The following is a 21,852-nucleotide window of genomic DNA, read 5'->3' on the forward strand; positions in this document are numbered from 1 at the left end:
TCTTAAACAACACATAGAAGTATGAAATCTCGTTATTCACTTTTTCTTCTTTCATATGTTTGCTCGTAATCGACTTCTCCTTTATCTGTAATAACAACCCCATAATCCTTTAAAGCATTTTCTTTTAAAATAAATCCATCTAAATAGTCGCCATGCACTTTTTCCGGGTCTCTTTCAAAAGGATTTCCATATCCACCGCCACCTGGTCCAGCTAATTGAATGGTATCTCCCGTTTTCACGGTTCTGTTTGGAAGTTTGGATGGAAGTTGAACAAGTTCACCATTTCCTTTTTCGCGAATGCGAAGACTTCCTGTTGAACCAGAATATCCACCGTCAAAGCCCCAAGGAGCATATTTGTGCCCATCTGCTTCCACTGAAAAACTTCCTTCATTTAAGAATGTAATTTCTTTAACAGAACCAATTCCCCCGCGCCACTTACCTGGTGCACATTCATGATCTTTTAGCTCATAGCGGTTTACTCTTAGTGGATAATGTGACTCAATGTCCTCGATTGGATTATTTCTGGTATTGGCGTACAACGTATCCACAGCATCCATACCATCTTTTCCATAACGCCCGCCGTAACTTCCCTCCATAATGTCCATATATACCCAATAGTTATCATCCTTTTTACCACTAAATGCAACCACTTGTAGATTTCCAACACCTGCACTAATCTGATGAGGAACTACTTGTGCCAATGATTTCATTAGGGTATCTGCTACAATATTTCCAGAGCAGAAACGAGCAATCGAAGGTGCTGGAAAGATAGGATTACATAATGTCCCTTTTGGCGCTATGATTTTAATCGGACGAATCAGTCCGGAGTTTTGCGGGAAATTTCCATATATAGTTGAATCTAATAAAATTGAACGTAACGTTAAATAAATCGCAATATCAACTGTTCCGAGTAAGGGCATATTTATTGGTCTATCACTCACTTGCGGGGAAGTGCCCGTTAAGTCGACGGTAATATCACTTCCACTGACTTTAACTGTTACTCTAATTTTCAAATCTTTTTTTGCTGGATCGTTACTATCTAAGTAACCATCTAAATTACCTTCTGCTGCGTACTCTCCATCTGGAAGCTTTTTTATCGCGTCTCTCATCATTTTTTCTGAGTAATTCATTAGTTCTTCACTTGCTGCTTCAACAGTTTCTAATCCAAACTTTTCAATAATCTCGATATATCTTTGAACACCGATTTTAGCAGCTGCAATTTGTGCTTCCATGTCACCTACAACCAATTTGGGTGCACGGATATTATCTTTCAACAAATCCCATATATAACGATTTTTAACTCCTTTTTCATATACTTTTATCGCTTTAAATTGCAGACCTTCTGCATAGGCATCAACAGCGTCAACGATTCCACAGCTTCCTGGTGTAGAAGAGCCAATATCTAAATGGTGGGCAGTTGTAACTGAAAATCCTATCAGCTCATCATGATAAAATACAGGGATACAAAAGCCTACATCCGGTCCATGGGACGCACCATGATAAGGAGAATTATGCATTATCACATCTCCAGAATTAAATGTATCACCACGTTCTTCCATGATTTGACGTATCCCTTGGACGTATCCTGGAATTGGGCCGGATTGTAGCGGAGTACTGTGCGAAGACTCACATAACTGTTGGCCTTTCAGATCAACAAGTGCACAGCCAAAATCTTCTGATTCTCTGATTATGCTCGAATATGCCATTCTCGCAAGCTTATGCCCCATTTCAACTGCAACATTTTCTAATGCACCAAGAACTACTTGAACAGTAATAGGATCGATTTTTTTACTTTTGATTTGTGTCATAAACTATACACCTACCTTTATAATCATATTTCCGTATTCCTCGATATAAGCTGAACAGTTCGGCGGAATGACAGTGGTTGTATCTTTTTGAAGCACAATACAAGGACCTTGGAAGTCTACACCTACTGGAATTCTTTCCCTTTGGTAAAACTTCGTCTCCACTTTTTCAAGATTACCGTCAACGTTAAAAATCGTTTCACCTATTTTTAGCATTGCATCTTTAAGTTGATGGTCATGATAGATAGCCTGTTTTTCAATTTTCGGCATATATCCGGTACCTGTTACACGAATATTTACAATTTCAATCGGGCTATCAAGGAAGTTATGACCATATTCAGATTTATGACTTTCATGGAAATTATTAAATACTTCTATAATTGTTACTTCATCTAGCACACCACTTGGCAAATCAACCCGTAATTCATATCCTTGACCAGCGTATCGACAATCAGCGCTACGTATCACTTGAATATCTTTCTCCGCAATACCGTCCGCTTTCAATTGTGTAACCAATTGTGTTTCTAAACCGTCAAAATCATCATTTAAACTAAAGAAATTCATATTTGTACTCAACATAAATTCTGTTTTAATAACGTCGTATTTTAGATCAGTAGTCAATAATCCTGTAGCTGAGTTAATACCTGGATATAGTGGGATTATAACCTCTGGAATATTTAAGAGTTTTGCAACTTCTACAGCATGGAGTGGACCTGCTCCCCCAAATGCCACTAATGAAAATTCTCTCGGATCTTCTCCTTTTTGAATGGTTTTTTCTCGTATTGCATTCGCCATATTGTTATTCATAATTTGCAAGATTCCTTCTGCTGTTTTTTCTCTGCTTAACTCCAGTTTTCCGGCTAGTTCATCTATTACTTTATAGGCCTCATTCGAATAAATTTTCATTTCTCCACCAAGGAAGTTATGCTCATCTATTCTTCCGAGTACAACGTTTGCATCGCTTACTGTCGGCTTTAACCCTCCGTGTCCATAGCAAGCTGGTCCTGGATGTGATCCTGCACTTCTTGGTCCTACCTTAAATGCACCACCCTCATCTATATTAGCAATGCTGCCACCTCCTGCTCCAATTGTATGAATATCAATCATTGGAACCATAACAGGATAACCTGCAATCCATGTGTCACGTGCAGTGGATTCACTATAGCCGTTATCAGTGATAATACCAATGTCAGCACTAGTGCCACCGACATCAAAAGTGATTAGTTTTTTGCGATTTGTTAACTCTCCTGCCCAAGCACCTCCGAGGATACCCGCAGCTGGCCCTGATAATAATGTATTTACCGGTTTTTCAGAAACTGTTTTAGGAGTCGCCACTCCACCGTTTGAACACATAATATGAAGCTCAGCAGAGACACCTGAATCCTTTAATCGCTCCTCTAAATTTTGAATATAATTTTTTACTTTCGGTCCAACAAATCCATTAATAGATGCTGTTGTGAAACGCTCAAATTCTCTAAATTGCGGGGAAACCTCAGAAGAGACAGTGATAAAAGCCTCCGGATATTCTTCCTGAATGATCTCTTTGACCCTTTGTTCATGCCCCGGATTAATATAGGAAAATAAGAAATTAACAATAATAGATTCAACGCCCTTTTCTTTAAGCGTCAAAACAGCTTTACGTACTTGATCTTCCTGTAAAGGAAGGATAACCTGGTCTTTAACTGGACCCATTCTTTCTGCCACTGCAATACGGTCTCTACGCTGAACTAAAGGTCTATCTTGCCATGGGATATCCTGCATAATAGAGTAGTTCTGTGGCCGTTGATGTCTTCCAATATGGATAATATCTCTATATCCTTCTGTCGTTAACATCCCGGTTTTTGCACCTTTATACTCTAGAATCGCATTTGTTGCAATCGTTGTTCCATGAAAAACGTGATCAATTTGTGATTTGTCAATATTTTGACGCTCACAAAGTTCTACTATTCCTTGTACAACTCCCGTAGAAGGATCATCCATTGTAGTGGGAATTTTATGAATGGCTGTAATCCTTTGTTCCGTATCGTTATATATTACGTCTGTAAAAGTTCCACCGACGTCTACTCCAAATAATTTCATATTGCAGTGCCTCCCTTAATGTAATACTTTTTATTGATGCAAGTACCATGCCAACTCGAAAAATTAATACTCATTTTAGCGAAACTTTGCAATTATAAAGCACAGACTTCAATAACAAATGCTGATAATATCAACTAGTCAGCCCAAGAGATGACTGGCAAAATTAGGTTAGGCAAAATCTTTAATAATATCTCTTTCACTTTTCGTATGCGATTTTCTCACATGCATTTTGATACCAAATTGCATTACTGCAATTTATTAAGAGTCATATATTCAAAAAAATGACTCACATTGCACATAAAAGCAAATTGCAAAGTTACACAAGAAATTGCAACTTTGCAACGTTAATTTTATATCTCCTGACTTTTCTGCTAATTGTGGACGCATCTACACCTAGCTTTTTGCTTGCTTCCCTCATTGTAGAGGAAGTTTCAAGTGCATGAATGATAAGTTGTTTCTCAAATTGCTCTACTTCTTGTTTTAGATTAATATTTTTACCCATTCCCCTAATTTGTCTAGAAGGGGACAAAAATAGCCTTTTTGGAAGATGCCTTAGCTCAATATGCTGGGCAGGAATGGTGAGTACAAGCCTTTCCATCGTATTTTGTAATTCTCTCACATTCCCTTTCCATTCATAATCCGTAAAAAATTCTATTATTTCTTTATCAATAGTTTTATATTGTTTATATTTTTGACTATAAATCTCTAAAAAATGGCTTACTAAAAAAGGAATGTCTTCTTTTCTTTTTGATAGAGGAGGGATGGTGATCGGTACGACATATAAACGATAATACAAATCTTCACGAAATTTTCCTTCTCGCACCATTTCTTCTAAATTACGATTTGTTGCTGCAATAAACCGAACATCTACTTCAACCACCTTTGTTTCACCAAGTGGAGTAAACCGTTTTTCTTGTAAGAGTTGAAGTAATTTAGCTTGTACTGAAAATGGCAACTCTCCAATCTCATCTAAAAATAAAGTTCCCTCATGCGCAGCAAGAGCTAAGCCTTTTTTTCCATCCTTATTGGCTCCAGTGAATGTACCTTTCGCATATCCAAAGAGCTCAGATTCGATAATACTATCTGGTATGGCTCCGCAATTGATTTTTACAAAAGGAGCATTTTTTCTATTACTTAAATTATGGATTGTTCTTGCTAGTACTTCTTTTCCCACCCCTGTTTCTCCATGAATAAAAATAGTCGCATCCACATCGGCAACCCTACATGCTAGTTCGTATACCCTTTCCATTGCTTTCGATTTATAAATCATTTCTTGATCTTTTTTCTTCAAAATGCTAAGTTCTTGATGATAATAATCCAACACACTTTTCGTTTCTTCTAATTTTTTTTGCAAATTCTCAATTTCCGTTACATCCTTTGATATGTTAATTACTTTATGTAAAGTTCCGTCATCCTTAAAAATAGGATGTGCATGAACAATTAAACGACGTCCAGACTTTGTGACTTGATTCATCGTAATTTTGCGTTTGTTCTCAATGACATATTTAGTAGACGATGGTTTAATTACACCACTTTTCTCCATATCTGGTGCAGACCTTCCTATAAAATCATATTCCTTTACGCCTAGAATCTGCTCGCAAGCGTTACTAACTCGTAAAACAATTCCATTAGCATCTGTAATTGTTACTAATTCACCATTCAAATTCATAATCGCTTCTAGCTCTTGCTTTAGATCTATTACCTTCGGAGACTTACTTAATAGTTCATGATAAATATCATTAGGAAAAAAAAGAATCATACCAAGGTTCCCAGTAATGATAGGGAGGTTCAATAAAGCCGTTTCATTATAAGTGCTTATCTCAAATTGCCCTTCTTTAATCACTTTGATAATAATGCTTCCTGGTAAAATCTCTTGAATGAATTTCTTGTCTGTATGTTCCGTGTTTAGAATATGTTGACAAGATTGATTTTGATAATGAATCTCCCCTTTAATATCTGCAACTAAAACACCAAAAGGAATATTATTTCCAATTGCATATAAATCAAACAACTCGAAATCCCCCTTTAACCATAAAATGGTAATTCTTCCCACTTGTTCAATTACTATAAACTTTATGCTATTGTTATATTATAAATGATTTTTTGATAAAATTATGAATTTTCTGACTCAATCCCATCTAACTTTTCTGTAATAAACAAAAAACACCAATGTTTCTCTTCATTTCGGAGAATTTTTGCTAAAACAATAGATGCTGCAAAAAAGAGAGTGAAAACGAATCATAAGAAACCAAGAAGAAAGTTGTATCCCTTAATTGGTGTATCATCTTTAGCAAATTGTTATTAATTGGTTCTGCCTTTGTCAAAAGATTATCATCTATTCCTATGTTGAATTTTGTTTTTGAATTTGTAGGGGTTAGAGGCTTGAAATAATTAGCTGAAAAGGTTTGTTGTCAAAGAAGTTTGATCAAACCTATACAGACCAAAATATAAGCTTAACTATGAGGGATATCTTTATTTATGGAACACGATTGTCTATAAGTTAAAACAAGAATTTCCTAACCAGTCGGGGGAATTAGAAGAACTAGAACTAAAATTTTCAAACAATCAATCTTTTTTCAAAACGACCATACTTCTACACCAATCTAATACTTCCCACAGATCAATCTATTCATCAAACACATCCTGATCAAATTCAATAGATAAATAAAAAAAGCCTCACGCTGGAGGCATCCAATTTAAAAACTCTATTTGTTACTTGCACCTCGAATAAATTGTAAATATATGGATATTTAATTAACTTTGGGAATGTTAAGGAACCAATAAATTAGAATGAGAAGCTTTTGGGTTATGTTTTAGGTTTCTCTTCAGACAAAATTAAATAGATCTCTTATTTAATGTTACCTTTTAGGAAAAGTGTGCACAAAAGTGTGCACAGACTTAATTTTTTTATTTTATCTAAATTAATCTAGATTACTTTGATAAGGTAGAAAAACCTTGATACTCAAGACTTTATTGATTTCTATTTATCTTATTTTACACAGTTTATTAACTAAAACCCCTCTGGCAGCGTAGAGGTCAAAAACTATAATCCTTTTAATAAAAACAAGAGCCCATTCTTATGTAAGAACTCTTTTTACTCCTTTCAAACGGTATTAATCTTTTCTTACCAATTAGCTACAGGCATTCTACATATTTTGGACGTTTTTTACAATTTAGCCTTTTCCTTCAAAAGGAGGAGAATAGGAAGAAATTAAACAGGATAATGACCTTATATTTTAGAAACCTTTGTTTAATCCTGTATTCCTATTCTCTTTGCATTAGTTTAAATTAGCCTTAAATTGAATCATAAATGTTGCCGCCGATCTGCCACCAAACATTACAAATCCCCGCCCAAGATCAACAAATTTCACCTAACATTAAGTAAACAAAACCTTGTAAAACCAAAAATCTCCTCATATAATACAGTTTTAAAATACACATTCCTAACCTGCAACCGGCATGTGATGTAAATTCTTTAGCTTCAATGATACTTGCTCCTAATATCATATTATAAACTCTCCACTTCCAAAGAAGATGGTCCGTTTTCGAGACCCTTACAATATGAGCTCTCCCGTAAAAAACAAATTAAAGTCGTCGCAGTGATAATAAAAAATGGGCATAATGAAATTCTCTATGCACTTAGGTCTCCTAGTATGTCCTTGCCAAATATATAGGAATTTTCTGACGGGATGGCTGAGACTCAAACAAGCTTGTTTCCCTCCCCCTATACAATCCTAAAAATGCTAAAATAAACATAATTGTACATACGGGGGTCCAAACTATGCTTTTACCTTCACTTGCAAAAAAAATAATCCAAGAGGTTCGAAGACTGATTGATGAAGATGTTATTATTGTTGATATTTCAGGAACCATCATTTCAAGTACTGACAATGACCGGATAGGAAGCTTTCATGAAGGCGCTCTTTTATCAAGCCATGAACGCAGAAATATTATTATTACAAAGGATATGGAAAAATCATTAAGAGGAGTAAAAGCAGGAATCAATTTACCTGTGTTTTTCCAGCAAAAGGTGATTGGCGTGATTGGAATAACCGGGGAACCATCAAAGGTTGCACATTATGGAGAAATACTAAAAAAAATCACGGAACTCCTCATACAAGAAAGCTATTATGCGGAACAAATCGAGTGGAATTCGAGGGCACTTGAAGCATTTGTCTTTGATTGGTTACAGGCGAAGGATTGGTCACCTGTATTTTACGATCGTGCAGCAATCATCGGAATTGACCTTTCCGTTGATCGCCAAGTTGTACTAGGAAGCATTAAAAATTCAGCAAACATTGCTGAAAGAGAAATATGGAATCAATTACAGCAAAGAAATCATAAGGATAATAAGAATTTTTATATACGGTGGGGTAATGACCGATTTATGCTCTTATTGACAGGTCACACAAAAGATACCATCCTTTATAATCTTCAGCAATTAAAAGCTCAGTTAGAAGCTGATTTTTCTGTCCAAATTTCTCTAGGAGTAGGAAAAAGAGTCTGTGCCAAGCAACTGCGAAAGTCATTTAACCAAGCGGAACGCGCTTTATTAGTGGCCAAACGGGAGAAAAAAATTATTTTTGATGATGATTTAAAAATCGAGATGCTTTTACAAGAAATTAATGAAGAAACAAGAACAGAGTTCGTTAGCAGAACCATTGCACCTCTTATATCTGACGGTGAGTTATTACAAACGCTTCGTGTTTTTATCGAGGAGAACCAATCTATAAAAAATTCGGCAAATACACTGCATATTCATATAAACACCCTCCACTATCGGCTGAAAAAAATCGAGGAAATAACAAATTTGGATCCACGCTCCTTCGAGGATCTGTCGACACTTCATATCGCCTTGCTTCTACTGGGTGAACATCCAAAAAACAAAGAATTAAACGCTTCATCTTTGTAGCTTTCACCATAGCGGAATCCTCCGCTTTTTTTTATGCTTATTTTAAGGAATTAATGAATTATAAATAGACCATTCCTTTATGATGACATTCGATGTTCATTAAAAATATTATATTGAAAACATACATAATGAAATGGGAAATGTAAGCGCTATTTTAGGAGGCTAAAAAATGATCAATCAAGAAGTTCGGCAAAAATTAATTCACATCGTCGGTCCTGGGAATTTTGATGATTCGAAGGCTGGGCGGCTCGTTTATTCTTATGATGCAACACCCCAATTCCAATCAATGCCAGATGCAGTCATCGCCCCAAAAAATAGTGAAGAAATTTCAAAGATTGTTAAATTGTGCAACGAGTATAAAATACCGATTGTCCCGCGCGGCTCAGGTACAAATCTATGTGCAGGAACATGCCCAACGGAAGGTGGAATTGTTCTTCTTTTCAAGCATTTAAATCGAATTCTTGAAATCGATGAAGAAAACCTTACTATCACCGTACAGCCTGGGGTCATTACGCTCGAAATAACAAATGCCGCTGAAGCAAAAGGTTTATTTTACCCGCCGGATCCGGGTTCAATGAAAATCTCAACAATTGGTGGCAATATTAATGAAAATGCAGGCGGTCTGCGTGGATTAAAATACGGGGTAACAAGAGATTACGTCATTGCATTAGAAATCGTGTTACCTAATGGCGATATAATCCGTACTGGAGGAAAGCTTGCGAAGGACGTTGCTGGTTATGATTTGACACGATTATTCGTCGGATCGGAGGGAACGCTTGGAATCATAACAGAAGCGACTTTGAAGCTAATTCCAATGCCCGAGACGAAAAAAACAATTCTCGCACTCTATCAAGATCTTGAAGCAGCTGCAAGGACCGTTTCGAAAATCATCGCAAATAAAATCATCCCGACTACATTAGAGTTTCTTGATCAGCCGACACTTGAAGCCGTTGAAGCTTTTGCGCAAATTGGCCTTCCAACCGATGCGAAAGCAATTCTGCTCATCGAACAAGATGGTCCATTAGACGTAGTGACGAAAGATATCGATAGCATCATCAAAATATGCAAATCGGAAAACGCCGTTTCTGTGGAAGCAGCAAAATCAGAAGAAGAAGCCGAAGCACTGCGAACAGCACGACGTGCGGCATTATCCGCCTTAGCCCGTCTAAAACCAACAACCATTCTCGAAGATGCAACTGTTCCCCGTTCTGAAATTGCCAGAATGGTCAAAGCAATCAATGAAATTGCTGAAAAGTACAAGCTTCGTATTTGTACGTTTGGACATGCGGGTGATGGGAATTTGCACCCAACTTGTTTAACTGATTCGCGTGATCATGAAGAAATTGAACGTGTTGAAAAAGCGTTTGAAGAAATTTTTGCTAAAGCGATTGAATTAGGCGGCACGATAACAGGTGAACATGGAGTTGGCGTCATGAAAGCACCATACTTAGAAATGAAGCTTGGTCACGCTGGAGTTGCTGCGATGAAAGCAATAAAAACAAGTCTTGATCCAAACAACATCATGAATCCAGGAAAAATATTTGCCAAGGATTCCCGTAAACGTGTGGTGGTTACAAAATGACAACATTAAAGGAAAAGCAACAAATTCAAAAGGAATTCCAATCGCGTATGGATGAAGATGAACTCTTAAATTGCATGCGCTGCGGATTTTGTTTGCCAACATGTCCAACTTATATTGAATCAGGGTTTCAAGAGTCCCATTCTCCCCGCGGACGGATCGCCTTAATGAAGGCTGTCGTTGATGGCCATATTGAACCCGATGAAGATGTAGAACGTTCTCTTAATATGTGCTTAGGATGCCGAGCTTGTGAACCCGTTTGCCCTTCTGGTGTGAATTATGGCCATCTCCTTGAAGAAGCACGAGATATTATTAATCAAAATAAAAAGCATTCATTATCAGCAAGAGTTATTCGGAAAACGGTTTTCAAAGGCTTGTTTCCCTACCAAAATCGGATGCGTACACTTACTAGCCTTTTAGGCATATACCAACGATCAGGGATGCAAAACATTGTTCATAAAAGTGGGCTAATGAAGCTTTTTCCAGATAGTTTAGCAACAATGGAAAAAGTTCTGCCACAAGTCCCTGCCCGGAAAGAAATGTTAAATCGTCCAGAACATTTAGAACCAATTGGGGCAAGACAAAAAAAGGTCGCGTTTTTCTCAGGCTGTCTAATGGATACGATGTTTATGAAAACGAATGACTCAACAATGCAGCTCCTGCAAATAGCAGGTTGTGAGATTGTGATTCCAAAATCACAAGCATGCTGTGGGGCGTTACATGGGCATAGTGGTGAAAAAGAAGACGCAAAAGCATTAGCAAAAAGAAATATTGTTGCTTTTGAAGAAGCTGAAGTAGATTACATTATTACGAACGCAGGTGGCTGTGGGGCTTTCCTCATTGATTATGATCATCTTCTGAAAGATGACCCTCATTGGGCAGAACGCGCAAAAGCATTTTCAATGAAGCTTAAGGACATTTCTGCGATTTTAGTAGAACTCGATTTTCATAAAAAGGAGCTCTTCCTCTCAAAGCAGGTGATTACGTACCAAGATTCATGTCACCTTCGAAATGTCATGAAAACAGCTTCAGAGCCGCGAATGCTCCTTCAAGCCATTCAAGGTACAACTTATTGCGAGATGAAAAATGCTGATAGTTGCTGCGGCTCGGGTGGTATATATAACATCGTTGAATCGGAGATGTCGATGAAAATTTTGGATTCGAAAATGGATACTGTAAAAGAAACCGAAGCGAAAACAATCGTTACCGCCAATCCAGGCTGCCTATTACAAATGAAACTAGGAATAGAACGTGAGGGATTATCTGATCAGATGAGGGCTGTTCATATTGCGGATTTGTTGTTAGAAGCGGTGGGAGAGTAATAGGGAAACACGGGACCTTCGGAATATGATGATTTTTCGAGAATGTCTTTAGTCACACTATTTAGCCATATAAATATTTTTATTACTAAAGCTTTTATTTCCATTTTTTGCGCTCCCCGCCCTATTCGTACAGACAAAATATCATATTCTTTAAAGTGAAACTTCAATCAGTGTGGGGGTTCTTATCCCCCACTGATTGTTAGTTGAACCAATCGGACTTTTACGAGTAGTTAGATCTTCCACTTAAACTTCTTCGAATCTTCTACTGTTTTGGAGTGGGCGGTTTACTGCAGTTACTGCGGGATAAAAGTAGAATTTTTAATATCCGAGGATCTTGAAAGATGGCTATGATTTTCAAGGTCCTCGCCTTTTTATATTCCCGTATTAAAAAGGACAATTTTTAAAATGATTATGCTCCCCTCCCCCCTTTCTTCTATCTAATAAATGCTAATAAAATCGTAATTTGAAGGTTAAATAGATTTTAATAATGTGATACCATTAGATTTAACCAATCATTTCCAAAAGGTTTGTTGTTCAATTTATAAAAAACAGGAGGCTACATACATGTTACTTAAATCACGCTTGACTCACCTAATTTCCGGTGCTGCTATTGCCCTAGGCATTACCTTAGCCGGCCCTATTTCCGGCACAGAGGCAGCAATGCCCGCCAAAACAAATTCCATTACAATCAATATAAATGGAGACACATTTCAGCCGGAATCTACCCCTTTTATAAACAACGGCACTGTTTATTTGCCATTACGGGATATTGGGGAGCTACTTGGCACCGTTGTTTTCTGGAATTCTTCCAATAAAACAGTAACAATGACATACCCTAAACTGACTACTCAGCTTACATACGGTTCGATGAATGCAAAAATTAATGGAAAAACGGTGAATTTGACGGCACCGCTTAAAAATGTGAATGGCCGCATTTTTATTCCTTTGCGTTTTCTTTCGGAGTCTACTGGGGCATCTGTCGATTGGAAAAATATTTCCAAAACAGTGAACATTACACAAAAAGGTGATGATTTTGTTAAAGCGACCGGTGTCAATACGACCACTTGGCTGAACCGAAAGACTGGAGAGTTTTACTTCGCTTATCCATTTGAACAAGTACCGACTCTTGCAGGAAAGATTAATAGTGATTTTAAAGGTAGCCTATCATTTGAGTTTAATACTATAGATAGAAATAATTTCATTATTACGATCTTGGACAATTTTGGGGAACCTCGTGTCGGATATGATGCATATAATTTTCTAATCCACGGCAGTAAAATCATAGACCAGAAGAAAGCAAGCTATTTCAAGCGCTATGAACCTAACAGGGCTTACTATTATGTCTTAGATCCAAAAACAAATTCATATGACGCTCACAGTCTACTGTCAGATGGAAAAATGGTATCTATATACAATAAAAGCGGTGAAAAAGTGAAAGAATATAATCTCCCCGCATTGACAGGAAAAGATGAAAGCTTCGCAGTATTAGGAGCTTCCAACGAATATTTGATCGTTCGCCCGAATATTACTGGATTCTTGACACTGATTGACTTTAAAAATAATTCTGTCGTGGAACTACACGAAAAATTATTATCTGGCAAGGATTTAGAATATGCAAAAACCAATGATGTCCCCTATCGCGGAGATGAACTGAGATTCTCCGGAGCGTCTAGTGATGAGAACGAGTTGTATTTCTATTACATTAGTCCAATTGACAGCAAAGATGAGTTTAAGAAATTAACTTTTCATCGTGAGACAAAATAGTTTCGCAACAATTTCGCAAAATAGAGTTAATGTAAAATAATTAAAAAGGACCAGCATGCTCTAACATGGCCAGTCCAGCATTAGACGGTTCCCGCAAAGGAGTCGGCTATTTGGAGGAATAATCCACCTATGGCGTCAAGTCAAGGGTGGATTATTTTTTTGGTTAAACGAAAAGATAGCTATGACAAAACTTGCGAAGGGGAAAATCCATAAAGAGATTTAAAGTATCATGTGAAATTCCCCATTTTATTGAAATATCATCATAGGTTTATTATTGAAAATCCCTCATATCTTTTATAAAACGGAAAAACAAAAGAGGAGTTTCGTATGTTTATCTAAAATATATATTAATACAGACGAAATAATCTAAATATATATAATTTTCAAAAAGGGGATCTGTACATGACAAGATGCGCTTATCGAGGAGTTAGTTTTTCAGAAGCGAAAATGGTTGTAGACAGACAAAAATATGAACGCAATGAATTAAGAGCCTTTCAAAATGGTATAGCTGCGAGATCTTCTTTCGGAGATGGGGTATATCTTATTAATGACAAGGAATTAGCTGCACAATATGCGTTTTGCCACGCTGAGGTGGAGGACAAGGAGTTGGCAGCCGTACTTAGTCAAAAAATTTGCTTTAAAAACCCCTTTATTTTAAATTACCAATTTACTGAACCCCGTCTAAGAAAGGAGGCTTTACGCTGGAAATATAAAGGAAAGGATTTTCCAAATAAAGAGGAACTTAATAACCCTAAAGAACTATATGAACAAATTGGAAACGATATAAAGGAATATCTTTTATACCATTTATACGATGGGATTATTTATCATGTTGACGAAGAAATTATTTATTATGTTTTATACGATCAAGAAAACCAAATTAAGGATATTGATATGGAGTTAATATTCAATATTAAAGGTTCAAAGAAATTACCGTTTTATTTTTAAATAAACTGAGTAATAAGCCTTCCTCTGATAACAATCAAAGGAAGGTCTATTAATTTTTTCGATAGACATTCGTTCAACTTTTTTAATTAATTTATTAAACCAATTTTATTTGGTCAGCAATAATAATATTCGAAAAATATTTTCGAGCGTCCGCTGTCAAAATATGAAGCTTTACTTTTTGATTGGCAACGCTTGAATCTTTTGTTGTCCGTTCGAATTCAACGAAAGCACCGCTTAAATTCTCATGAACACTAGTTATCTTGTATCCAGTCTCAATTAACTCATCAATTTTTCCCTTTTCTTTTAAAAACTCTTTGTAAGATGACATATCTTTTTCCTCCTCAATAATTAATTTATCTTATTAAATAGAGATTTTATCTGTTTCAGGATGACCACTCTCATTGGTAACGCTTTCAATAATCCAATCGCGGCCAACTGTAATACCTAAATACTTCTCATCACTTGGTTCTTCCAATTCAGCCTGTTTATAGATTCTAAACCACCAATATTTTGCTAATATGAAGTAGCTAGCGGCAGAGAGGACAAAGCCCACTACAAATGAGAGGTTAGTAAAGATTAGTGCGGTTACACCGCCAATAGCCCAAGAAATCAAGCCTGCCCAGTTCACCCCGTAGTGATAACGAAATTGGCCATCACTTTCATATAACTGCCCTACATTCACACGACGTTTGCGGATTAAATAGTAATCTGAAAAAAGAATACCAACAACGGCTGCCAACACACCGCCAGTGATTAAAAGAAATGGCATTAATGTATCAAATAGGGTCCATGGCTGCGACACCGTTCCAATTATTCCGGTTATAATAACACCAACATAAAAAGGCACTCTCGGACCACCAATATTGGAAAAAACCGTAGCGGCGGGAATTATGTTCGCTGCTGTGTTTGTAGACCACTGGGCAAGAACAATCATCAGCAGTAAAACCCCTAGTATCAGTCCTCCAGCAGATTCCTGAAGAGCGGCAATCGGATCATAATTACCAACAGCTATATAAGCAACGCCCCCAATCGCGACGACAAATGTTTGAGTTAAGGGCAGTGCGATCATACTCCCAACTAAGGCTCCTTTGTTCCTCTTAAACCAGTTCCGTTCATGCTTTGGGGCTTTAATAAATCGGGAAAGCGAGGAGATATCCGCACACAATGTCGACCAATAACCCATATTCCCAAATACCACAGTTAAAAAGGCCGTAAATAAAGCTACACCTGATATAGGATTCTCGATCCATGTCCACACATTTTTATTTGCAGCAATCGCCTGATCTGACAATGTATAGTACATCCATATAGAAATTAAGATAATTGTTGGAGCAGCTAAGTCGGCAAATTTCTCTACGGCTTTAATCCCAATTGACGTATTTATGACTTGTGCCGCTACAAAAATCAAAAAACAAATAAACCAGTTATCAAAACCAGTCCATATATTTAAAATTCCATTAATAGCAGCGGCACCAAAATATGAATTAATTCCAAACCAAATCGATGCTGTCACTCCACGGAGTAATGATGGGAGATGCGTCCCCAATATTCCAAAGGGAGCTCGCAGATAGATAGGGAAAGATACCCCATGCTCAATCCCGATATCCGCTATTAAAGTAATTAAAAAACCAATAACCAGACACCCGACAAATGAAGCCAATAATACCCACGGCAGCGGCATTGACTGAACACCAACACCACCAATGGCAAATGCTGCTAATACAACAGCCATCCCCACCCAGATCATTGAAAAGCCAAGTGTACCAATTTTTCTTTCATTATGCGGAATAGGAAGCAGATCAGGCGATTTCAAATAATCATCATGTTTTTTCATCCTATTTCTCCTTGTAAAAAATTTAACTTGCTTTTAGTAAAATAGTCTGTGATGGAATATAAAAGGAAGGAATGGTTCCTTCCTCGGATGGTGAATAGTGTTATTAGTATAAATTGGAGCCTGCTATTATTTTTTTTGAAATCTACTATTCTATTGATAAACTTCTTCAGATGCTTTTGTTTCGCTGCCGAATCGTTTTCTCTTTAAATAATGACCAGTTCCCGGCTTTCCGACAAACTGACTTTCGCGAATCACAAATTCGCCGCGTGATAAAACCGAAATGGGTTCACCAGTAATCTTCATGCCTTCGAATGCACTATAGTCAACATTCATATGATGGGTCTCAGCAGAAAGTACTCTTTCTTTATTAGGATCAAAGATAACGATATCTGCATCGCTTCCAACGGCAATCGTTCCTTTTTTAGGAAATAAGCCAAACAGCTTTGCAGTTCTAGTAGATACAATATCAACAAATTGGTTAATAGTAATCCGACCTTTCTTCACGCCTTCCGAGAAGAAAAGGCTGAAACGGTCTTCTATAATCGGACCACCATTAGGAATTTTTGAAAAGTCTTCTCTTCCTAATTCTTTTTGGCCTTTAAAGTTAAATGAACATTGGTCAGATCCAAGCGTCTGTAGTTGACCGCTCTTTAAAGCATTCCATAATACTTCCTGGTTCCACTTTTCACGAAGAGGAGGAGACCATACATATTTGGCACCTTCAAAATTCGGCTTTTCTAAATAAGATTGGTCTAAAACGAGATACTGCGGACAAGTTTCTCCCCATACTTTATAGCCTTTTTGCCGGGCTTCTGCAATTTTCTCTACAGCATTAGCACAAGATACATGAACAACGTATAATTGAGAATCAGCAAGGCCAGCTAATTGCGCAGCTCTACCAGTAGCTTCACCTTCCACTTCCGGTGGTCTTGTTAATGCATGATAAATAGGATCTGTATTGCCATCTTTTAATGCCTTATTAACCAAATAGTCAATAACATCTCCATTTTCAGCATGAACCATAACCAGTGCACCATGTTCTTTCGCAGTCAAAAGTGTACGGAATAAGGTTTCATCGTCAGCTTGGAATACATTTTTATAAGCCATAAAAACTTTGAATGAAGTAATGCCCTCTTCCTCAATGATTTGAGGAATTTCATTTAACACATTCTCGTTCACCTCACCGATCATAAGATGAAAACCGTAATCGATGACAGCCTTGTTTTTGGATTTTTCATGCCATGTTTGAATCGAATTTTTTAGCGGTTCCCCTTTATTTGTTAAGCAAAAATCAATAATTGTTGTTGTTCCCCCAAAAGCAGCTGCGATTGTTCCCGTTTCGAAATCATCAGATGTAACCGTCCCGCCAAATGGCATTTCCAAATGGGTATGAGGATCAACTCCGCCTGGAAATAAATAGTTACCCTTGGCATCAATTACTTCCTCAACATTTTCACTCAAATTTTTACCGATCGCAGTTATTTTCCCGTTTTCAATGAGAACATCAGCTTCATATTTATCAGTTGCCGTTACTACTGTTCCATTCTTAATCAGTTTTTTCATCGGCTAATCCTCCTTATTTTACGAGTTACAAATTGGAAGTTTAATAGCTTCCTGACGCTGATTCCAAGTCATTGGCTCCCCATTCGGGATCTCAACCATGCTAATTGCGCCATCTACGGGACAGACGATCGAACATAAGTTACAGCCAACACAGTCTTCTTCTCGGACTTCTAAATATGCCTTGCCGTTTTCCGATGTCAGCATATCTATACATTGGTGTGATGTGTCCTCACAAGCGATATGGCACTTGTTACAGTTAATACACACTTCATTATTGATGCGGGCGACAACTTTATAATTCAAGTCGAGATTGCCCCAGTCAGAATATTTCTCAACTGATTTACCGACAAGACCTTCCACTGAAGCAATTCCTTTACTGTCCAAATAGTTGTTTAATCCATCAATCATGTCTTCAACAATCCTAAATCCATGATGCATTGCTGCTGTACATACTTGGATGCTGCCCGCCCCCATCAGCATAAATTCCACAGCATCCTTCCAATTTGAAACCCCGCCCATTCCTGAAATTGGCACATTTATCTCAGGCTTACGAGCACATTCTGCAACCATGTTTAAGGCAATTGGCTTAACTGCAGGACCGCAATATCCGCCATGAGCCCCTTTTCCTGCGACATTCGGGATTGTCAGCCAGGTATCAATATCCACTCCTGCCAAACTGTTAATAGTATTAATCATACTAATGGCATCAGCCCCGCCCTGTACGGCTGCATACGCTGTTGAAGTAATATCAGTAATATTTGGTGTTAATTTTACAATAACTGGGACTTCGGCAGCTTCCTTCGCCCAATATGTTTGTTTTTCAACCAATTCTGGCACCTGCCCCGATGCCGAACCCATACCGCGTTCTGCCATCCCATGTGGACAGCCAAAGTTTAATTCAAATCCGTCTACACCTACGTCTTGAACTTTTTTTACAATTTCATGCCATTTTTCCTGCTTTGGTTCTACCATTAGGGAAGCAATAACTGCATGATTAGGGAATCTCTTTTTTGTTTCATATATTTCTTTCAAGTTTACTTCAAGAGGCCGATCCGTAATTAATTCAATATTATTGAATCCGACAACACGCTGCCCATTAAAATGAGTTCCCGCAAAACGAGATGATACATTTAATATTGGGTCTCCGAGTGTTTTCCACACCGCACCTCCCCAGCCGGCTTCAAATGCTCTCTGTACTTGATAGCCTGAATTTGTTGGTGGCGCAGAAGCAAGCCAAAAAGGATTCGGTGCTTTAATACCGGCAAAGTTTATACGTAAGTCTGCCATTGGAATTCCCCCTGTCTTAATTAAGTTTAATTAAAACTTTCTACTGTAGCTTTATCACGGGTAAATTGTTTATGAATGGAATGAGCGGTTAGTTTCCCTTGCTGTGCAGCAGTAACAACCATTGCTTCTCCCTGGCCATCACCAAAAATGACATCACCTGCCGCGTATACTTTTGGATTCGATGTCTGATGAGTATCCATATTAATCTTTACAATTCCTTTGTTATGTTCTAATCCGAAATCTTCAATAAGATCGACATAGCGTGTTTGTCCAATTGCCTTTATAACTACATCTACTTCCAAACTAAATTCAGAACCCGGAACTGGGGTCGGACGGCGACGGCCAGAATTATCTGGTGATCCAAGTTCCATTCGTACACACTCCAAAGCTTTCACTTTACCGCTGTCGTCCTTTATTATCCTTGTTGGCTGTGTCAGCCATCTGAATTCAACACCATCTTGTTTTGCAAATTCGTATTCAAATTCGTAAGCTGTCATTTCAGCTTCTGTACGGCGGTAGATCATTTTAACATCGCCTGCTCCTAAGCGCACAGAACATGTAGCAGCATCAATCGCTGTATTTCCAGCTCCAATAATTGCCATTCTCTTGCCAATAAATTGTTGGTCAAAAGGTGGCGTTTTTGTGTATTCGACAAAATCTATTGCATCATAAACACCATCGGCATCTTCGCCTTGAATGCCAAGCATTGGCACCTTAGACATACCTATTGCCAAAACAACTGCATCGTAATTTTTAATAATCTCTTCAACCTGAATGTCTATTCCTATTTTTGTATTAGTACGGATCTCTACTCCTAACTTCTCAACTTGCTCTACTTCCCACAGCGATATTTCCTGAGGTAAACGGAAAGAAACGATACCAAATGTATTTAAACCACCCGCTTTTTCTTTCGCTTCAAAAATTGTCGCTTGATACCCAAGTCGTGCAAGCTCACGAGCAGCAGACAACCCAGCAGGACCACCTCCGATAATTGCTACTTTTTTCCCGTTTGCCTCACCTGCTTGGAACAATTGCGCATTATTTTGGATAGCCCAGTTCGTAGCATGGCGCTGTAGATTTCCGATCATTATTGGCAAAGAAACATCGTTTAGTACACAAGCACCCTCACATAATTCTTCTGTTGGGCAAACACGAGCACAGCTCGCTCCAACAGGATTAGCTTCCATAATGACCTTAGCTGAACCTTTTAAGTTTCCAGAAGCAATTTTTTTAATGAAGGACGGAATATTAATTCCCGTAGGACAAGCTGTAATACAAGGTGCGTCATAACAATAGAGGCAGCGGTTGGATTCTTCCATTGCTTCCTTTGAAGTTAATGCCGGTTCAATCTCACTAAAATTCACTCCTAAATCATCAAGTGAAATCTTTTTATTCTTTATCCTGTTTAAATGCATAATGATACCTCCTCACCAATTTGCGTGCGGTATTTTATAAAACTAATATTTCTAAATATTCCTAAAATTAATACTATGATATCAATATTACGCTGTCAATACAATTAATTGCATTAATAAATATTTTTCAGTAAATGATTTAATGAATTATTAAAAATGATTGCATTTTTATTAATAATTTAATAGAGGACTAAGCAAGTTTTAATAGTTCATAAATTCCGGATTCTTTGGTATTCTTGTTTAAAATTAGGTATTTACATGTTTGATGTCGCCATTTTTGATGAACTCAGCTAGATCCCCTATCACCAAATAGCGGCAGAATTATAATTTCAATTCTTTTTTGGTTGACGATTAAAAAAATTGGAAGAAGTGAAAGTTTTGAAGAGGAAAGAGCTAGAATCCACAATAAAAAATACAGAAGAAGCAATTAAAGTCCAACAGCTTTATTTAAAGAAATTATATGAACAATTAGAAGCATTAAATGAACAAGAAAAAGAACGAAAAAAATATATTTCCTCAAAGGAAATTATTGAATTGATATACAAGAATATAGGGAAGAATGTTAATTTATCTACAATCAAAAGATGGGCGGACGAGGGATTTTTAGGTGAAGTGATAGATGAAAAGGAAAAATTTTGGGCCTTACATTTAAAACAGGGAAAAAAAAGATTTTTGTATCCGAAAATGAATGCATTTAATTTTCTTTATGAAAAAGGGTATTTATTTCCTCAATTCGAAGTCTTAGACCGTGTAATGATAATGGATCAAAATAATAATTCCGTTATTGGAATCGTTGTAGACTCTTGTTTACAAAAAGGACATTTTCAATATACCATCCAAATTGAGGAGACTTTTGCAATAATTAAAGATATAGAAGAAAGTTATTTAAGTAAAGTAACTGGGGACGTGGATAACATATGAAGGCAAAAATCAGCCTAAAAAATACTACTAAAAATCAAGAAATCGCCAGACAAATTAAACAGGCAAATCGGGAAACTAATCATATTCTCCAAATTTCTTTTAAAGAAGATTTTTCGGAAATACTTTTTGAAGGCGAAAGTATCTTCATATCTAATAAAGACTGGTTCTCAAGTATCATCCTGTTAGAGGGTCATGCGAAAGAAACCGGGATTGGGTATGAGATCAAACCAAAAGATAAAGGCAAAACAATCAACCTTCATCTTGAAGGAGAACTAGTTGCTGAAATAAACGAAATTAGGAACCATGTAAAGAGTAAAACCCAGCATGATATCATTCTTGAGTTATTTAAAAAGGGCCTTGATCAATATAATAAAGAAAATAAGAAGTAGCTACCTGCCTTCCGAAATATTTTTTTGTAAACTA

15 protein-coding genes are annotated in these 21,852 nt (G+C 37.2%); 7 read left to right on the forward strand and 8 right to left on the reverse strand.

All coding sequences use genetic code 11. The annotated features are described in order from the left end of the window. Positions 1 to 32: 32 nt before the first annotated feature. From F7731_RS00060 to F7731_RS00070, 3 genes are all read right to left on the reverse strand, one after another. Entirely contained in the window at positions 33 to 1,808 is a 1,776-nt protein-coding gene (locus F7731_RS00060) for a hydantoinase B/oxoprolinase family protein (protein ID WP_151532736.1), read from the reverse strand. Between the two features lie 3 nt (positions 1,809 to 1,811). Beyond that, the gene (locus tag F7731_RS00065; RefSeq protein WP_151532737.1) at positions 1,812 to 3,884 is read right to left on the reverse strand and encodes a hydantoinase/oxoprolinase family protein; all 2,073 of its coding nucleotides are present in this window, start codon (positions 3,882 to 3,884) and stop codon (positions 1,812 to 1,814) included. A 316-nt stretch (positions 3,885 to 4,200) separates the two neighbouring features. Next, a complete protein-coding gene (locus F7731_RS00070; RefSeq protein ID WP_151532738.1) occupies positions 4,201 to 5,895 on the reverse strand; it encodes a sigma-54 interaction domain-containing protein in 1,695 nt (564 codons plus the stop codon). A 1,770-nt stretch (positions 5,896 to 7,665) separates the two neighbouring features. Here F7731_RS00070 and F7731_RS00080 point away from each other — a divergent pair. The 5 genes from F7731_RS00080 to F7731_RS00100 all read left to right on the forward strand — a co-directional run bounded on the left by F7731_RS00080 (position 7,666) and on the right by F7731_RS00100 (position 14,409). Then, positions 7,666 to 8,796 (forward strand): CdaR family transcriptional regulator, encoded by a 1,131-nt coding sequence (locus tag F7731_RS00080; protein WP_151532739.1) that lies wholly within the window; start codon positions 7,666 to 7,668, stop codon positions 8,794 to 8,796. Between the two features lie 169 nt (positions 8,797 to 8,965). Next, entirely contained in the window at positions 8,966 to 10,378 is a 1,413-nt protein-coding gene (glcD, locus tag F7731_RS00085) for a glycolate oxidase subunit GlcD (RefSeq protein WP_151532740.1), read from the forward strand. Further along, positions 10,375 to 11,697 carry a (Fe-S)-binding protein gene (locus F7731_RS00090; protein WP_151532741.1) on the forward strand — a complete coding sequence of 441 codons (1,323 nt, stop codon included), beginning with the start codon at positions 10,375 to 10,377 and terminating at the stop codon, positions 11,695 to 11,697. Before glcD ends, F7731_RS00090 begins: the two co-directional genes overlap by 4 nt. 564 nt (positions 11,698 to 12,261) lie before the next feature. Further along, entirely contained in the window at positions 12,262 to 13,461 is a 1,200-nt protein-coding gene (locus F7731_RS00095; protein WP_151532742.1) for a copper amine oxidase N-terminal domain-containing protein, read from the forward strand. A 402-nt stretch (positions 13,462 to 13,863) separates the two neighbouring features. After that, on the forward strand, positions 13,864 to 14,409 hold the full coding sequence (locus tag F7731_RS00100; RefSeq protein ID WP_151532743.1) for a hypothetical protein: 546 nt from the start codon (positions 13,864 to 13,866) through the stop codon (positions 14,407 to 14,409). Between the two features lie 94 nt (positions 14,410 to 14,503). Here the strand turns inward: F7731_RS00100 and F7731_RS00105 are convergent, their stop codons facing one another. The 5 genes from F7731_RS00105 to F7731_RS00125 form a co-directional block, all read right to left on the reverse strand. After that, positions 14,504 to 14,737, reverse strand: a complete 234-nt coding sequence (locus F7731_RS00105; protein ID WP_151532744.1) for a hypothetical protein — start codon at positions 14,735 to 14,737, stop codon at positions 14,504 to 14,506. Between the two features lie 33 nt (positions 14,738 to 14,770). Next, positions 14,771 to 16,243, reverse strand: coding sequence for an NCS1 family transporter (locus F7731_RS00110; protein ID WP_151532745.1), 1,473 nt, complete (start codon positions 16,241 to 16,243; stop codon positions 14,771 to 14,773). Between the two features lie 150 nt (positions 16,244 to 16,393). After that, entirely contained in the window at positions 16,394 to 17,806 is a 1,413-nt protein-coding gene (gene hydA / locus F7731_RS00115) for a dihydropyrimidinase (RefSeq protein ID WP_151532746.1), read from the reverse strand. Positions 17,807 to 17,824: 18 nt separating this feature from the next. Beyond that, complete coding sequence (preA, locus tag F7731_RS00120) at positions 17,825 to 19,093, reverse strand: NAD-dependent dihydropyrimidine dehydrogenase subunit PreA (RefSeq protein ID WP_151532747.1); 1,269 nt, start codon at positions 19,091 to 19,093, stop codon at positions 17,825 to 17,827. A gap of 26 nt (positions 19,094 to 19,119) precedes the next feature. Beyond that, positions 19,120 to 20,508: an NAD(P)-dependent oxidoreductase gene (locus tag F7731_RS00125; protein WP_151532748.1), complete on the reverse strand. Its 1,389-nt coding sequence runs from the start codon at positions 20,506 to 20,508 to the stop codon at positions 19,120 to 19,122. Positions 20,509 to 20,886: 378 nt separating this feature from the next. On the opposite strand from F7731_RS00125, the gene F7731_RS00130 reads away from it, so the two are divergent. After that, a complete protein-coding gene (locus F7731_RS00130; RefSeq protein WP_151532749.1) occupies positions 20,887 to 21,429 on the forward strand; it encodes a hypothetical protein in 543 nt (180 codons plus the stop codon). After that, complete coding sequence (locus tag F7731_RS00135) at positions 21,426 to 21,818, forward strand: hypothetical protein (RefSeq protein ID WP_151532750.1); 393 nt, start codon at positions 21,426 to 21,428, stop codon at positions 21,816 to 21,818. The genes F7731_RS00130 and F7731_RS00135 overlap by 4 nt, the downstream gene beginning before the upstream one ends. Positions 21,819 to 21,852 lie beyond the last annotated feature (34 nt).

It is taken from the genome of Cytobacillus depressus (genome assembly GCF_008923245.1).
Taxonomy (GTDB): Bacteria; Bacillota; Bacilli; order Bacillales; family Cytobacillaceae; genus Cytobacillus; species Cytobacillus depressus.

Bases quoted from the DNA above. Each gene is read 5' to 3' on its own strand.
- glcD (WP_151532740.1), top strand. From the start codon at position 8,966: ATGATCAATCAAGAAGTTCGGCAAAAATTAATTCACATCGTCGGTCCT.
- F7731_RS00095 (WP_151532742.1), top strand. From the start codon at position 12,262: ATGTTACTTAAATCACGCTTGACTCACCTAATTTCCGGTGCTGCTATT.
- F7731_RS00100 (WP_151532743.1), top strand. From the start codon at position 13,864: ATGACAAGATGCGCTTATCGAGGAGTTAGTTTTTCAGAAGCGAAAATG.
- F7731_RS00125 (WP_151532748.1), bottom strand. From the start codon at position 20,508: ATGCATTTAAACAGGATAAAGAATAAAAAGATTTCACTTGATGATTTA.
- F7731_RS00105 (WP_151532744.1), bottom strand. From the start codon at position 14,737: ATGTCATCTTACAAAGAGTTTTTAAAAGAAAAGGGAAAAATTGATGAG.
- F7731_RS00090 (WP_151532741.1), top strand. From the start codon at position 10,375: ATGACAACATTAAAGGAAAAGCAACAAATTCAAAAGGAATTCCAATCG.
- F7731_RS00135 (WP_151532750.1), top strand. From the start codon at position 21,426: ATGAAGGCAAAAATCAGCCTAAAAAATACTACTAAAAATCAAGAAATC.
- preA (WP_151532747.1), bottom strand. From the start codon at position 19,093: ATGGCAGACTTACGTATAAACTTTGCCGGTATTAAAGCACCGAATCCT.
- hydA (WP_151532746.1), bottom strand. From the start codon at position 17,806: ATGAAAAAACTGATTAAGAATGGAACAGTAGTAACGGCAACTGATAAA.
- F7731_RS00060 (WP_151532736.1), bottom strand. From the start codon at position 1,808: ATGACACAAATCAAAAGTAAAAAAATCGATCCTATTACTGTTCAAGTA.
- F7731_RS00065 (WP_151532737.1), bottom strand. From the start codon at position 3,884: ATGAAATTATTTGGAGTAGACGTCGGTGGAACTTTTACAGACGTAATA.
- F7731_RS00080 (WP_151532739.1), top strand. From the start codon at position 7,666: ATGCTTTTACCTTCACTTGCAAAAAAAATAATCCAAGAGGTTCGAAGA.
- F7731_RS00110 (WP_151532745.1), bottom strand. From the start codon at position 16,243: ATGAAAAAACATGATGATTATTTGAAATCGCCTGATCTGCTTCCTATT.